The 15,181-nt window shown below is 73.9% G+C and carries 9 protein-coding genes; all 9 read right to left on the bottom strand.

Annotated elements, in window-relative coordinates:
• On the bottom strand, nucleotides 1-264 hold a 264-nt coding region (locus MZTS_RS17560), incomplete at its 3' end, for a TSUP family transporter (protein ID WP_192284811.1).
• Nucleotides 264-722, bottom strand: a complete 459-nt coding sequence (locus tag MZTS_RS17565; protein WP_012752928.1) for a YeeE/YedE family protein — start codon at nucleotides 720-722, stop codon at nucleotides 264-266. The genes MZTS_RS17565 and MZTS_RS17560, both read right to left, overlap by 1 nt.
• A 2-nt stretch (nucleotides 723-724) precedes the next feature.
• Nucleotides 725-1,150 (bottom strand): YeeE/YedE family protein, encoded by a 426-nt coding sequence (locus MZTS_RS17570; RefSeq protein ID WP_066918776.1) that lies wholly within the window; start codon nucleotides 1,148-1,150, stop codon nucleotides 725-727.
• A 678-nt stretch (nucleotides 1,151-1,828) separates the two neighbouring features.
• A complete protein-coding gene (locus MZTS_RS17575; protein WP_012752930.1) occupies nucleotides 1,829-2,152 on the bottom strand; it encodes an ArsR/SmtB family transcription factor in 324 nt (107 codons plus the stop codon).
• Between the two features lie 777 nt (nucleotides 2,153-2,929).
• Nucleotides 2,930-6,304: a UvrD-helicase domain-containing protein gene (locus MZTS_RS17580; protein WP_066918778.1), complete on the bottom strand. Its 3,375-nt coding sequence runs from the start codon at nucleotides 6,302-6,304 to the stop codon at nucleotides 2,930-2,932.
• Nucleotides 6,304-8,964 (bottom strand): PD-(D/E)XK nuclease family protein, encoded by a 2,661-nt coding sequence (locus MZTS_RS17585; RefSeq protein ID WP_153874040.1) that lies wholly within the window; start codon nucleotides 8,962-8,964, stop codon nucleotides 6,304-6,306. The genes MZTS_RS17580 and MZTS_RS17585 overlap by 1 nt, the downstream gene beginning before the upstream one ends.
• Before the next feature lie 244 nt (nucleotides 8,965-9,208).
• Nucleotides 9,209-11,476, bottom strand: coding sequence for a DEAD/DEAH box helicase (locus MZTS_RS17590; RefSeq protein WP_192284812.1), 2,268 nt, complete (start codon nucleotides 11,474-11,476; stop codon nucleotides 9,209-9,211).
• Nucleotides 11,451-12,776: an ATP-binding protein gene (locus MZTS_RS17595; RefSeq protein WP_066925038.1), complete on the bottom strand. Its 1,326-nt coding sequence runs from the start codon at nucleotides 12,774-12,776 to the stop codon at nucleotides 11,451-11,453. Before MZTS_RS17595 ends, MZTS_RS17590 begins: the two co-directional genes overlap by 26 nt.
• A gap of 4 nt (nucleotides 12,777-12,780) precedes the next feature.
• Entirely contained in the window at nucleotides 12,781-14,943 is a 2,163-nt protein-coding gene (locus tag MZTS_RS17600; RefSeq protein WP_253515253.1) for a TerB N-terminal domain-containing protein, read from the bottom strand.
• Nucleotides 14,944-15,181: the final 238 nt, after the last annotated feature.

Here is a 15,181-nt window from a genome sequence, read left to right on the forward strand (position 1 = left end):
GCCGAGGACGCCGGCGAGCGAGAACGCCCCTGCGCACCGCCACTTCACGTTCCCGGCCCGCCACTGCGGGACGAGGTTGCCGGCCGCGCTGACCGAGACCGCCAGGGCGCTGGTGCCGATGGCGACATGGGGCGAGTTCACGCCGACCGCGTAGGTCAGGAGGGGCACTGCCAGGATCGAGCCGCCTCCGCCGACGAGGCCGAGGACCACGCCGACGAGCCCACCCGAGCCCGCCGCCAGGCCGAAGGTGACGAAGCTCGCCATCACGCATCCGCCGGCGCGGCAGAGGTGGACGCCGCTTGCCGGGAGACGGCGGATGGCAGGGCCTGGAACAGCAGCATGCCGACGACCATGGCGGCGACGAAGACCGCGGCCCGGGTCGGCACGACCGAGAGGAGGGTCAGCGCCGGCCCGGGGCAGAGGCCGGCCAAGCCCCAGCCGATGCCGAAGACCGCGGCGCCCGTCAGCAAGCGCGGATCGAGGTCGCGCCGCGTCGGGATCTCCAGCTTGGGCGCGAGCACTGGCCGGCCCCGGCGCGTCGCGATGCGGTAACCGGCGGCCGAGACCGTGACGGCACCCGCCATGACGAAGGCGAGGCTCGGGTCCCAGCGGCCGGTCACGTCGAGGAAGGCGAGGACCTTGGCCGGGTTGGCCATGCCGGAGACGATGAGGCCAAGCCCGAACAGCAGGCCGGCCGCGAACGCGGACACGATCCTGGACATGGTCAGGCTCCGATCAGGTGACGCGTGACGAAGACCGTCACGGCGGCGGCGGCCATGAATGTGCCGGTCGCCACGAGTGAGCGGGGCGAGCCGCGGCCGACGCCGCAGACGCCGTGGCCGCTGGTGCAGCCGGCTCCGAGCCGCGCGCCGAAACCGACCAGCAATCCCGCAAGCCCGAGGAGCGGGAGCGAGGCCTCGACCGCCACGGGCGGCCTGCCGCCGCCGAGGCCGGCGTGGACGAGGGGCGCGAGAAGCAGGCCGGCGAGGAAGGCGGCGCGCCAGCCGATCCCGCCGGTGCTCGGCGGCAGCAGGCCGCCCAGAATGCCGCTGACGCCCGCGATGCGGCCGTTGAGTATCAGGAAGAGCGCTGCGGAGGCGCCGATCATGAGACCGCCGAAAACGGCGGAAAGCGGGGTGAAGGTATCCATGGCACTCACTCCTGGACCGCGGTGCCGGGCGTCTCGCGCAGGCTTGGAGCGATCCCTCAGGCGCCGGGGGCGTGGCCGTCGTGAGCGGCAGCGTCCAGCGACGGCGCCACCAGATTAGTGATGTCTAAATTAGAAATATCTAATCAAATGTCAAGGGATGGCGGGGAGACGCCGGATGGTCCGGGACGGCGGAACGGGCCGCGCTCCACACCGCCCCTGGCGTGAACCGCCGGATCGAGGCGGCGCTTCACGAGAGCCTCCGCTGGCACGGGGGCATCCCGAGGCGAGCGGCCGGCGGTCGCGCGAACTGGACGGGAATGGGATCGCGGGCCCACGTCGGCGGCCAACGCGGCGACGCTGGCCGGGATGGCTCTCGGGAGCGGTCACGGACCGGCGCCGGTCACGGCTCCCGGCGGCCGTGGCCGCCTTTCTGCCGCCTCACGCCGTCCAGGACTGGGGCCCGCCGTTGCCTGTCCTGAGGCGCCTCGACCTTCGGGCCGCCCGGGCGATCGATGTCGAGCGCGACGCCCTGCGGGCACGCCGGGGGTTCCGATCCGGTTGGCCCCGGAGCCGACGACCGTGGCAGCCGGGTCGACCACGCCGTCACGGCGGCGCTGGGTGGACGGCCAAGCCGCCGACGCGGCGGAGCGCGCGCCTGGCGGAGCCCTGGTTACCCGATCAGCCCGCCTCCGGGCAGAAGATGTCCTTGAGCGTCGCGAGCAGGCGCGCGGCGCGGGGATCCTCCAGGCGATAGTGGAGCGTCTGGCTCTCGCGCCGGAAGGCGACCAGCCCGTCCTCGCGCAGCTTGGCAAGATGCTGCGAGAGGGCCGATTGGCTGAGGTCCACCGCCTCGGCCAGGCTCGTCACGTCCATCTCGCCCCGGGCGACCAGCAGGCATAGGATGAGGAGACGCTTCTCGTTCGCGAGAAGGCGCAGCAGGCGCGCGGCATCGGCCGCCTTGTCCTGAAGGCGCAGCAGGTCGGTCGTTGTCACCGCATCCATCGACGTCGGCCGCCCTGTATTAGACAACCCTGTTTTAGCTGGCACTAACATGGTGGCTCTGACAGGAATTCCCAACCCTGGCGATGCCGGGCAGGCAGACGTGGCCGGCGCGTAACGCGCTCGACATCTTCGCCCGGCATCGCATGTTTCCCGCGGGAGCATCATCCGTCGAAGCCGGTGAGTCCACCGTGGGACGCAGGACAACCGCGCCTGCGGGCGGGAGCGCGCGCTCGAAGCCGTCCGGGAAGCTCTCTGATGGACGTCTCAAGGCGGCGCCACCGGAATTCAGTCGGCAGCGGCGGGCTCGGCACGCGCTCGGGGGAGACCGCCCGGCAGGTCGCTCTCGCGCAACGGGTTCATGGTCCGCGCCGCGGCCAGCACGGGACGGCGGCGTCGGCCACACCGGGACGGGCAGAGCACACGCGCCCGCCCACGCCCGTCGGCGCCGGCCAGCGACCGAGCCTGCCGATCCCCGGGAACGGACTGTTTCATGCGCTCTTCACGCAGACCCGGGGATCCGCTGTCAACCGCTTGAACTTGCTCACACTCTGCGTCCTTGCTCATTCACGAGCCGGAGCAGGCCGAGCCGCGTTGACCTGGCAAGTGATGAGTGCCTTCCTCCGCCGTTCGCGAAGGCGCAGGCTCCCACGTCGAGGCAAGGCTTCTCCCCAGGCATCGGCACCGGACCCTCCGTTCCGGGAACATGGCGGCCTTCCGAACAGGCCGGGTGATGCCCGCGCAGCGGCCTGCGGAAGCCCGGCCGCTCTTCCTCGTCGCTCATCCAGCCCCGACGTCGGCCATCGCGGCGCGGGTCACCGGGACGACCCGGCCGCTCGTCACGAAGACGATCAGGCCGAGGCGCGCGCCCGTCGCGAGAAGGTATCGGGCCACCTGACGCCGGTAGTCGGCGAGGACCGCCTCCGCAGGATCCACGTCGCTTTTCCAGTCCACCACGATGTCCGGCTTGCCGACCGCGTCGCAGGCAATCGCGTCCACCACGCCCGCCGTCGCCTGGTCCTCGTCGGCGAGGCTCTCGAACCCGAACACGGGCAACTCGGCCTGGAGGCGCTCGCGGATCCCGGCGATCTCGGGAAGGCCGAGCGCCCGGGTCACGCTGGCCGCGACCTCGGCCAGGTCGACCTCGGCCCCGGCAGCGTCGCCGGTTCCGAGACCGAGCTGCCGGGCGAGGAGCCCGGCGCGCCGTCCGAGATCGTCGCCTTCGCTCGCCTCGCCCGTGAGGATCTCCTCCAGCAGCTTGTGGATGAGGATGCCGCGCTCCCGGCTGCCTGTCGGCCGTCCCCCGGGTCCGCGCCCGCCGTCGGTACCGCCCTCGACCAGGCCGGGGGCGCCGGACGTCTCGGGACCCGCCGCATCGCCGCGGCTGGGGACGATCCAGCGCAAGCGGCGCTGCCGGGCGACGGCGGCGGCCTCGGCGGCGAAGATTTCCCGTGTCTGACCGTTCGCGAATTCCGGCGCGACGGCCGGCGTCCCGACCGGCAGCCGCTCCACGTCGATGGACGGCAAATCCGCCAGCCCGAGGTCGACCACCGCCGACCAGGACGTGCTGGCGCCCGGCTCGGCGAACCGCGTGAGCACCAGCGTCTCGCGGGCCCGCGTCGCCGCCACGTACCAGAGGCGGACCCGCTCGTTCCCGACCTCGCGCTTCTCGGCCTCCAGCGCCTCGTCGTAACCGGCCGGGCGCACCCCGAAGACCGGGCAGTAGAGACAGTTCGAGGCGCGGTCGACCAGGGCTCCGGAGACGGCCTTGGTCCGGGTGGTGGTGTTGATCGGGATCACGACGGGCCATTCGAGCCCCTTGGACGCGTGCATGGTGAGCAAGGAGACCGCGGCCTCCTGCGCGTCCGGCCGGCCCTCGACCGTGCGCGTCCGGCCCTCCCAGGCCGCCCTCATCGCCCCCGCGAAGGCCCGCAGGCCGCGCACGGCGAACGGGCGCGACATTTCCAGGAACAGGTCGATGTTGGCCAGCGCCCTCTCGGCGTGGCCGTCGTGACGCTGCTGCACCACCGGGCGCAGCATGAGCGCGTCGACGGCTTGGCTGAGGATGTCGTGCGGTGTCGTGCCGAGCGCCCGCTTCGCCAGGGCCTGCAACCGTTCCAGCACCGGCCGGGCCACCGGATGGTTCACGTGCGCGACATCGACGTGCAGGCGCAGCCTGGGGACGCTCTCCGGGCGCTCCGGGTCGCGCGGCAGTCCGTCGACGAGGTCGAGCAACTCCTCGTCGGTCAGGCCGACGGCCGGCCCCCGCAGCAGGGCCCCGAGCGCGAGCGTGTCGCGCGGGTCGGCGAGCACCCGCGTCAGCGCGATCAGGTCATGCACCTCCTGCCGCCGGAAGAAGCCCTTGCCGGCCTGGGTCGAGACGGGGATGCCCCTGGCCTCAAGCGCCTCCTCGTACCGCCAGAGGTCGCTCCCGCTCGGTGCCAGCAGCGCGATGTCGCCGGCCCGGAGCGTGCGGGTGCCCGCGCGCTTGCAGGTCACGAGCTGGTGCCCGATCAGGCGCGCGCAAAGGTCCGCGACCGCTTCCGCCTCGGCGTCGCGCAGCGCCTCCGCGGTCCGCTTCGCCCCGTCGGCACCGGCCGGCACGTCGAGCGCCGCGATGCAGGGTCCGCGGTCGTGGTCGGGATGGAAGGCGTCGAGCGCCGCGAACCCGGGTTGCCCGACCCCGTTCAGGATGTCGCCGAAGCGTTCGTCCACGTAGGCGAGGATCGAGCGGCAGGACCGGAAGTTCGTCGAGATCGCGAGGACGTCGTCGGGCGAGCGCGCGAGGATGCGGTCGCGCGCCCGGACGTAGGTCGACACGTCCGCCCCGCGGAAGCGGTAGATCGCCTGCTTCGGATCGCCGACCAGGAACAGCGCGCCCGGCCGCAGCACGCGTTCCGTCCACGCGTCGGCCGCGCCGTCGGGCAGCTCGCCGCACAGCCGCCAGAGGATCTCCGTCTGAATCGGGTCCGTGTCCTGGAACTCGTCGACCAGGACGTGGCGGTAGCGGCGCCCCAGCGCCTGCCGCACGGTCTCGTGCGCGCGGAGCAGCGTGGCGGCCGCGGCGATCAGGTCGTCGAAATCGAGCAGGGCGCCGTCGCGCTTTCGGGCCTGGTACCGGTCGAGAACGGTCCGCACCGTTCCGACGAGCCTGGCCAGGAGTTCGCTCGCGGCGTTGGCCTTCAGCCGGCGCCAAGCCTCGCAGCACGCGACGTGCAGGCGCTCGGCCGACGCCTGGAGCCGGTCGGCCTCCGTCTTCGGAAGGCCGACCAGCTTGGCGGCGCCGGCCCACTTGCCTTTGCCCCCGCGGTACTTCGCGAAGTCGCCGTCCGCCTTGCACAGGCTCGCCTCCGCCGCCGCCGTCAGGATGGCGACGAGGTCGGCGTCGGCGACGCCGGTGTCCGGCAGCCGCGCGGCCATCGCCTGGAACGCCCGCACGTTCGCGGCGGTCTCACCCTCGGAAACCCCGCAGCTCCGCTGGAAGTCCGCGAAGGCCTGCACGCTGGCGCCGAAGGCCCGCACCAGGTCGGGAAGGGGTTCCGCCGGCGCGGTGCCCACCGCGCGCCCCTCGCGCAGGCAGCCGGCCACGCGGTCGATGGCCGCCAGGGCCGCGTCCGGGTCGGCCAGCACCATCTCCGCGACAAGGCCGCCGCCGCCGGAGAGGCACTCGCGGAGCCAGCCGTCGCGCAGATCCTGGAAGATGCCGTCCGCCTCCGCCTCGTCGGCGACCCGGGCGCCCGGGTCGATGTCGGCCTCGACCGGGTAGGGCTTGACCAGGCGCTGGCAGAACCCGTGGATGGTGGTGCAGGCCAGCGCGTCGAGATGCTCGCCGGCCTCGACCAGCCGGGCTCGCTGATCCGGAGACAACCCGTTCGGGAGGACGACCCGCAGCTCCTCCGGGACCTGCCCCTCGACCAGCCGGCCGACGACCTCGCCGACGCGCTCCAGCAGCTCGCTGGCGGCGAGTTCCGTGAAGGTGACCGCCGCGATGGATCCGGGGGCGACGCCCGCGGCCAGCATCATGGCGATGCGGCCGGCCATCAGCGCCGTCTTCCCGGATCCGGCCCCGGCCTCCACGAGCAGCGACCTGTCGTGGGCGGTCATGGCGAGCGCGCGCTGGGCCGCGTCGGCGAGGCCCCGGTCGTGGGCGGTCATCAGGCGGCCTCCCAGACGCGGGCGGCCTCGCCGAGCGCCGTCGTCACCAGGTCGTGCTTGCGCGGGCAGTAGGTCTTGTCGGCGTTCGCCGGCAGCGCGAAGGCCAGGTCGTTCCAGGCATCCCGGGCATCGGGGCCGGCGAAGGCGTTGCCGGCCCGCAGGCTCGCGCCGGCCGCGACGAGATACGTGGCCAGCTCGTCGAGGGCCTCGTCCGGCCGTTCGAGCCGGAGGCACAGGGATTCCCGCGGGAAGTGCAGCGAGGCATCGATCGACACGTCCGCGCCGAGGAGCACGCGGGTGGCGTAGCCGTACAGGCACCGCTGCAGTTCGCGGCCGCCGTCGAGGACCGTCCCCGCCTCGCGGGGCTTGCCGGTCTTGTAGTCGCGCACCCGCGCGCTGCCGCGGTCGTGCGACAGGTCGAGCCGGTCGATGTAGCCGGAGATCCGGAAACCGGTGCCGGGTATCGTGACCGTGGCGTCGCTGTCCCAGGGGAGGGGGTGGTGGTCGCGCTTCGGCGGCTGCCCGCCGAACGGGACCTCGACCCAGCTTCCCTGCCCGAGGAGAGGCTGGTCGGGGTGGGTGAGCGCGGCCAGGGCGAGCGCGGCCGTCTCGTCCAGGGTCCGCCGCCAGATCAGCCGCGGCGGGATCGGGCGCTCGCGCTCCCAGACCTCGGCGACGGTGGCGAGGACCGCGGCCAGCGCCCGGCGCTTGCCCGCGTCCGTCGACGGGGCGAAGCCGCCATCCGCCTCCAGGGCGACCACCGCGCGTTCGAGCACCTCGTGCAGGAGGTTGCCGAAGGCCTGATGACCGAGCGTGAGCGGCTCCGCGGCCGCGTCGGCCGTCTCCAGGCCGAGCCCGTAGGTCCAGACGAAGCCCAGCGGGTCGCGCAGGAGCTTGCGCAGCGACCGGGCGGAATGGGTGCGATCCAGGATCGCGAGCACGACCGGGTGGTCCGGCCGGACGCGCCCGTCGTGCGCGGTCAGCTCCGCCCGGCCCCAGGCCCGCCAGCAGCCCGCCGCGCAGATGGCCGGGGCCGTCGCGCGGAACTCCGCCGGCCGGGCCATGAGTCGGTCGACCTCGCCCACGGCGTGGGCCGGGACGCGGTTGCGCCCCAGGTAGGTCTCGGCCGCGCCGAACTCGCGCAGCAGCGGGCTCCTCCCGAGCAGGCGCCCGTCGGGGCCGCGCCGCGGCCGGGACAGCACGACGGCCCCGGCGCTGGTGGCCAGAATCGCGCGGAAGTCGCTCCTGTCGGCCAGCGGCCTGGGGAAGGGGTCGAGAAGACGGGACGGCACGAGATGGTCCGACAGCAGCCGATCTTCCGCGCTGACCTGCGGCCAGCCGCGCGAGCTCAGCCCGAGCAGGCGCACGAAGCGCCGCGGGGCGGCGGCCAGCGCCGAGGCGGGGGCCCAGACGACCGAGGCGCAGGCGTCCGCCCCGTCGTCGATGCGCAGGCGTCCCAGCGTCAGGTCGACGACGGCCGGCGCCCCCTCGATCAAGGCCTTGCGCCAGATCCGGAGCGCCAGGCCGTGCAGGAAGCGCTCTCCCGCCTCCGCCGCGACCGACACGCCCTGCACGAGCACGCCCACGACGTCCCGCAGCGCCGGGACGTGGTCCTGCCCGTCCGGGAAATCCTCTGCCCGGAGGCTGTTCAGCAGCCGTTCCCAGGCCGTCGGGTCGGTCAGCGGCGCCTCGCGCGGAAGGACGCGGGTCCATCGCTCGGGCAACGCGGCGAAGGGACCGGGGCCGTCGCGCAGGAGGGCCGCCAAGCGGCGGACGCCGTCCTGCGAGATCCCCCTGACCAGGACGTCGGCGAGGGCGGCCGCGGCCTGCCCCTCGCGGACGCTGGCGGCGGGCACCCCGTGGACGAAGCGCACGTCGAGGTTCGCCTCCGCCCGGAGCGCGAGCACGACGTCGTCGTACTCCTCGGTGCGGCAGGCCGCGACCGCGATGTCCGCGGGCGCGGCCTGCCCGGACGCCATCAGCTCGCGGGCCCAGCGCAGCGCCTCCAGGACCTCGTGCCTCGGGGTCGCCGCGCTGCAGACCGCGACCGCCGGCCGTTCCGGCGCGCACGTGACGACGCGGATGCCGGCCGCCTCCACCCAATCCGGGACGGAGCGCGGCCCCGCCACCCAGGTCACGGGAACGTGCGCGACCAGGGATGCGACGAGGCCGCGCCAGCACGGCGGCACGTCCGGGAGCCCGACGATCTCGACGGGCCCGAGCACCCGCGGCGCGTGGGCGAGACGCGCCCGCGCGGCCTCGGCGAGGTCGACGGGCCGCATCATCCCGGCCGGCAGGCGGGCGAGGACGGCCTCCTCCAGGCGCCGGACCGAGGCGGTCCGGTCGGCCGGGTCGGCCGACCGCGCCAGGTCGAAGGCGGCCAGCCACGCCTTCCGCACGGTCTCGGCGGCGGCGTCGACCATGCCCGGCAGCGTCTTGATGGGATCGAGCTCGCCGAGGTCCGTTTCGGCGAGGGCGGCCGGCAGAAGGCTCTTGAGCGTCTCGTCGTCGACCGGTCGCGCGAAGCCCCCGGCGAGGCGCGCCACCATGCGCTCCACGGGCATGAGCTGGACGCCATGGTCGGACCGGCGCGCGGCGGCCAGCCGGCCGTCCGACATGGCGAGGCGGCCTTGGATCACCACCGTCCGGCGCGCCATCATGCGAATCATTTCCCCGACCGTCGACCGTCACCCATCTCCGGCGAGGCTGAAGAAACGGTCAAGCTCGTACGAGTCGCCCCGGCCCAGCCGTGCACAACCTGCTCGAACCTGACGATGGCCGAGGCTTTGGCTCCGCGCCCGGGCGCGAGCTTGCGCGCTCTTCCCGGCGCGCCCGTGCCCAGCGCGGCCCGCTCGGGGTCGCCAGCTTCCCCTGGGCCCGCTCGGCCGCGCCCGTCACCGGGCGTCAGGCTTCGGGCACGCCGTCGAGCATCTCGGCGGCCAAGCCCGGCATCCGCGCCAGGACGCCCTCGTTTCGCCGGGCCCAGAAGCGCCGCAGCAGCGTCTCCGGAACATGCTCGTCGTACTTCGCGGTCTGGATGGTCCCGACGAACACCGCGACGGCCGCGAAATCGCCCGGCACCATGCTCGCAACCCTGCGCAGGACCGCTCGGGCGTCGTCCGGGCTCACCCCGGGGAGCGTGACGCCAAGGTCGTGCGGCTCCGCCGGCAACCCGAGCATCGACAGGATGACCGCCAGGACGTCGCACGTCGCGCTGCCGCGCCACGCGAAGAGGTGAAGGTCGCGCCCGGTGTGCACCATCCGGGAGCGTCCCAGACCGAGGCGGCGGTAGGCCGACCGCCCCTCCGCGAGGAAGGTGCGGGCCCGCGCGTCGAGGTAGGCCGGCACGTCGTCGGCCTCGAAGACGCCGCGCATCTCCGCGAGGAGGCGGTCGTGCGTGGGCTCGGCGAACAGCCGCTCGAACTTCGGGATCACCCCGCCCCGGTGCGCGGAGACCTGCAGGACGTGGGCCCGCTCGTCCACCTCCTCGACCAGCCAGCGGCGCCCGGCGAAGACGACCAGGGTGCCCTGGGCGACCGCGTTGGTGAGCGGGATCGTGCCGAGCGCCCGGGTCCCGGCGACCAGGCGCCACTCCGCCCCGCTGTCGAACAGGGCGTAGAACTCGCGCGCGTGGACGAGGCGCTCGCCGCGCTCGCCCAGGAGCAGCGTGCCGTCCGGCGCCTGCTCGATGAGGCCCACCCCCGTCCGGGCCGCGCCGCGCAGCAGCTCCGCGAAGTCGCCCGGCGTCACCGAGGCGAACACCCCGGGACCGCAGAGAAGCCGATGGAGCGCGTCGGCCCGGGCGCCGCCGCGCTGCGCGATCACGGACAGGACCTGGTGCAGCAGGGCGGTCGCGAGCGCGGCGTCGCTGGCCAGCGGCGGCTCCACGAAGCGGGCGGCGAGCAGGCGGATGGCCGCGACCGCGCGCACCGCGTCCTGGCGAAGCTCGTCGAGGACCGAGGAGCGCGTGTCGAGCTCCTGCTCGCGGACGTAGATCCGGAGGATGGCGGGCACGCCCGGCCGCCGCCCCGTCCGGCCCAGGCGCTGCCGCAGCGACGCCAGCGAGCGGGGCGCGCCGACCTGGGCGACGGACCGCACCGAGCCGATGTCGATGCCCAGTTCCAGGGTGGAGGTGCAGACCGCGGTGGTCGGCAGGGACGCGTCCTTGAGGCGGCTTTCGAGCTCCTCGCGCAACTCCTTGGAGAGGTTGCCGTGGTGCGGGAAGAACTCGTTGGGGACCTCGCCCCGTTCGGCCCGGCGCCGCAGCCTGTCGGAGAGGGCCTCCACCAGCCGCCTGGAGCCGCCGAAGACCAGGTTGTTGCTGCCCCTCAGCGAGGCGAACAGGTGGTCCGTGATCGCGTCGAGTGCCGGCACCGGCCCTGCGCCGGCCGCGCCCTCCGCCTCGGCCCCGTCGGTGCCGTCGGCGTCGAGCGGCTCCAGGTAGCCGAGGATCCGAAGCTGGAGGTCCAGGCCGGCCCCGCCGTCCTGGAGCAGGCGGACGCGCTCCGGCGCGGTCGGGCGAAGCCAGGCCGCCGCAGCCTCGGCGTCGCCGATGGTGGCCGACAGGCCGACCCGTCGCGTCCTGCCCGGCGCGCCGAGGGCCTCGACACGTCTCAGCAGCGACGCCAGGTGGAGCCCCCGTGGGCCCGACAGGAGGGCATGCACTTCGTCGACGACCACGAAATCCAACGCCGCCAGCAATCGACTGGCATCGGCGGGACGCCGGATCAGCAGGGCCTCGACGGATTCCGGGGTGATCAGGGCGATGCCGGCCGGCTTGGCCAGCATCCGCGCCTTGGCCGATTGCGGCGCATCCCCGTGCCAGCGGACAAGCGGGATCTCCATCCGCTCGCAGAGCTGGTCGAGCCGCTGGAACTGGTCGTTGATGAGCGCCTTCAGGGGGCTCACGTAGAGCACCGCCAGGCCGGGTTCGGCCCGGCCGGCGATCCGGGTCAGGATGGGCAGGAAGGCCGCCTCGGTCTTGCCGGCCGCCGTCGCCGCGGCGACCAACACGTCGTCACCGCCGTCGAGGACGGCGTCGATCGCGCGCGCCTGGATGTCCCGCAGCCCCGTCCAACCCTGCTCCCGGATCCAGGAGCGGACCTCCGGGGCGAGGCGGTCGAAGGCCCCGTCGCGGAGGCGCCGCTCAGAGGCGGAAGCTGACGAGCTCATCGCCGGGCGCCGGGCTGGAGGGGACGTCGGCGTCCGCCCCGGCGTCATCTGCCTGGTCGTCGCTGCGGACCTCGACGTGCCCGAGCAGCTCCTTCCAGCCCGTGCCGGGGTTCTGCTCGATGACGGCAAGCAATTGAACGAAGGCGCGGATCGTGTTGCGCGGCGTCCGGAAGTAGGCCTCGCCGATCCGGTCGTTGCAGTGACCCATGAAGGCGCCGAGCGCCTCGTCCGGCACGAGGTGCCTGGCGGGGTCGCCGCCGGCGAACACCGCCCGGATGTTCGACAGCAGGATCAGCATGTCCTCCGGGGTCAGGTTCTGCAGCCGGATCACCGGGCCCGACAGGTCGACCAGGCCGCCCTTCGCGAAGGCATTCTCCGCCAGCCGGCTCTGGAGCGCCTGGTAGCTGTACAGCCCGCGGCGGGTGTCGAGCAGGAATTCCGGCGTGCCGCCCAGGGCCAGGCCGAGCCCGCGCACGTTCCCCTGCAGCACATCGTTGAGGATGCGCAGGACCTGCTCGAAGTTCTGGTTGCGCGCCTGCGCGCTCTGGAGCTTGTACAGGTTGACCAGCTCGTCGAAGACGACGAACAGGCCGCCGTAGCCCGCGAGCCGGACGAAGGCGGCGAGCAGCTTGAGCGCGTCGTAGACGTTGTCGTCGTCGACGATGGTCCGCACGCCCAGCGCCTGCCGGGCCTCGGTCCGCGTCGAGAACTCGCCGCGGAGCCAGCGCAGGGCCGCCGCCTTCAGCGCCTCGTTCCCGTCCTCGCTCCCGCGCCAGTACGCCTTCAGGACGACCGCGTAGTCGTAGCCCCCGACCTCGTCCTGGAGCGGCGCGAGCCTGCGGTCGATGACCCGCTCGACGGGCAGGCCGGCCTGTTGCGCCTCCTTGACCGCGTCCGTGACGAAGCGCTCGACGACGCTGCCCAGGGCGCCCCCGTCCGGCTTGGTGCGGGTCGCCATGTTGCGCAGGGCCTCGGCGTAGAGGGCCCGCGCCTGCCCCGCGCTGGCGTGCAAGCGGCGGTCCGGCGCGAGGTCCGCGTGCACGGTGACGAGCTTGCGTTCGAGGGCGACGAGCCGGACCAGGTTGAGGAAGAAGGTCTTCCCGGCCCCGTACTCGCCGATCACGAACCGGATCGAGGACCCCTCGTCGGCGACGCGGTCGATGTCGCGCACCAGGGCGGCGATCTCGGCGGCGCGCCCGACCTGGACGTGGCGCAGGCCCGTGCGCGGCACGACGCCGGCCGAGAGGGCCTGCAGGATCGCGTCACGGTCCCGCGGGCGGATGGTCGGGGCTGGCTGCATGGGGCTAGGCGGTGGTGCTGGGGAGCAGGTGGAGGCGAAGGTGGGCCGCGATGGTGACCGGGTCGTCGTGCTCGATCAAGGCCTCGTCGAAGCGCTCGAAGCCCCATTCGTTGATGGTCTCAAGCGCCCCGTCGGGAAACAGGCCGTTCGCGCGGGCCGCCCGGTCGAACGCCTCGCGCGGCATCGGGTCCGGGGATGCGGCGACCGCGGCGAGCAGGCCGGCATGGGCCGGATCGAGCCCGGCCGGGCCCGTGTCCGCCGGTGCCGGCGCGGGCGCTTCCGGGGCGACGCCACCCGGCGGCGAAACCGTGCCCGCACCTGACCCGGGCGCCGAGTCCTCGACGAAGATGTCCGAGAGCAGGCTTGCGACCGCCTGCGTCTCGCGGCGAACGCGCTCCAGCCGCGATGCGTCGATGACGACGCGCCCGGAAGCGCGGTCGCCGACGTCCCCGCGCGGTTGGCTCCCGTCGGCGCCCCGCGGCTCCGCCGACGCGGCCGACCCGAGCGGCCCGCGATGCAGGGCGGCGTAGATCCCGTCGGCCGGCAGCGCGAGGAACGCGTGCAACCGTTCGAGGAACCGCACCTCCGCGGGTTTGGCTTGACCGCCGGCCATGACGGCCGCGAGCGCCGCCCGCGCGCAGGCCTGGCGCTCGGACAGGGGGCGGCCCGCCAACCGCCTCAGGATCCCCTGCGGCTTCGGCGGGTTGCGGTGGATCGACAGGGCGTAGGCGGTCAGGCGGGATTTCTCGGCAAGGCTGAGGGTATCGGTGCCCCGGATCGCGGCGAGCATCCCGTCGGCGGCGCCCTGGGACACCGCGCCGTCCGACGCCGCGGCGAGGCATGCGGCCTCGATGACGCCGCGCAGCGCCAGGTACTCGGGGCGTGTCGCGTCGACCGGTGCCCCGGCGGCCCCCTTGAACAGGACGACCGCCGCATCGGCGTCCGAGGCCGAGGCGCCGGCGCGAGGTTCCGGCCCGTAGCGGCGGTCCGGTTCGATGCCGATGCCGACCCGGTCGAGCGCTTGGCAGAGCTGCGTCACGCCGGCCTGCGGCACGCGGCCTTCCTCCGGCAGCGGGATCTCCATCACCTCAAGCAGCCGGCGCAGGGACGTGGCCGGCATGGCCGCTCCGGCGGCGAACAGGGCCTCGCAGCGCTCGCCGACGGCCGTCCACGCGTCGCCTGCGCAGGCCAGGTCCGGCGGCAGGAGCAGGGCCGCCTGCACGCTCCCGCGGGCGTCCGGGCGCCTGCCGACGAAGCGGCTGAACGCATCGAGCTCGTCGGTGCAGGCCTCGACGAGCTCGCGGAGCTTCCTCACGGGGGCGGAGACGGCAGCGATATCGGGCAGGGACCCCGGCGCCTTGAGGTCCACCTGGAACGTCGAACTGGCGGCTCGATAGGACGCCTTGATCCGCGCCTTCGGCGCGCCGACCTTGAGTCCCTTCGGGTATTTGGCCGGGAACCGGAGGCGCCAGAGCGCCGCGAACTCGTCCGGGCATCGCGTCACCGGCGTGCGGAAGCCGCGGTCGGGCAGGCCCGCCAGCCAGAGGAGGGCGTCGTCCGCGTCGAGGGGCTGGCCGTCGGCCAGCTTCCGGCCGAGATGGACCCTGACGGCGAGCGGCAGTTCGTAGCTGTAGAAATTCGGGTCGAGGTTCAGCTCGGGACGCCGCTCCTCCGCCGCGGGCACCAACAGCCGGGCGGCCTCGACGAAGCTCCGCGCATAGGCCTGGAACGAGCTGTTCGCCCCGTAGATCGCGCGCAGGCGCTCGACCTCCGCGACCAGCACGGGCGCGTCGGCCGCGACCCCTTCCTTGAACAGCCGGTATTCCAGACCGTAGAAGTACAGGAAGACGAGCGCGATGCTGGCCGCGGGGTCGGAGCGCCCCCCGGCCAGCCAGTCCAGGTAGGCGCGGCGGCCCGCCGGGTTCAGCCCGTCGTACCGGCACCAGTAGGTCAGGCCGGTCGCCGAGCCCCGCCCCGCCTTCGCCACGGGAAGCGCGGGATCGATCAGGCAGTTCTCCCTGCGCCACGGATCCGACCCGAGCTTCTCGCCGACGTAGATCAGCCCTCCCGTCACCGTCAGGCCCTGGATCTCGACCGGTTCGCCGGGAGGGACCCAGCGCGCCGACCGGCCCCGCTTGCCGCGCCCCTCCGGCGAGGGTTGCGGCACGGGCGCGGGATCGTCGGGTAGGGGCGTGACCGTGAAGGCAGGCTCGACGTGCGCCTCGGAGGCAACCGCCTCGGGGGGCCGTCGACCGAACGTGTCTCGCGGTCCCTCGGGCGGGGCGCGCAGGGGCGTCGCGGGGGGTGCAAGGGAACGCGGGTTAGTGCGGGGCAGGAACGTGGCAGGGCGAGCGACGAACGGGCTGTCATACGCCTCCTGGGGCAGTCCCCCCGCCGCCGGCGCG

Origin of the sequence: Methylorubrum zatmanii (genome assembly GCF_014845115.1) — a bacterium.
In the GTDB taxonomy this organism is placed as follows: domain Bacteria; phylum Pseudomonadota; class Alphaproteobacteria; order Rhizobiales; family Beijerinckiaceae; genus Methylobacterium; species Methylobacterium zatmanii.

Excerpts from the sequence above, each read along its gene's own strand:
- MZTS_RS17595 (WP_066925038.1), bottom strand. The coding sequence starts at position 12,776 with ATGCAGCCAGCCCCGACCATCCGCCCGCGGGACCGTGACGCGATCCTG.
- MZTS_RS17590 (WP_192284812.1), bottom strand. The coding sequence starts at position 11,476 with ATGAGCTCGTCAGCTTCCGCCTCTGAGCGGCGCCTCCGCGACGGGGCC.
- MZTS_RS17580 (WP_066918778.1), bottom strand. The coding sequence starts at position 6,304 with ATGACCGCCCACGACCGGGGCCTCGCCGACGCGGCCCAGCGCGCGCTC.
- MZTS_RS17585 (WP_153874040.1), bottom strand. The coding sequence starts at position 8,964 with ATGATGGCGCGCCGGACGGTGGTGATCCAAGGCCGCCTCGCCATGTCG.
- MZTS_RS17565 (WP_012752928.1), bottom strand. The coding sequence starts at position 722 with ATGTCCAGGATCGTGTCCGCGTTCGCGGCCGGCCTGCTGTTCGGGCTT.
- MZTS_RS17575 (WP_012752930.1), bottom strand. The coding sequence starts at position 2,152 with ATGGATGCGGTGACAACGACCGACCTGCTGCGCCTTCAGGACAAGGCG.
- MZTS_RS17570 (WP_066918776.1), bottom strand. The coding sequence starts at position 1,150 with ATGGATACCTTCACCCCGCTTTCCGCCGTTTTCGGCGGTCTCATGATC.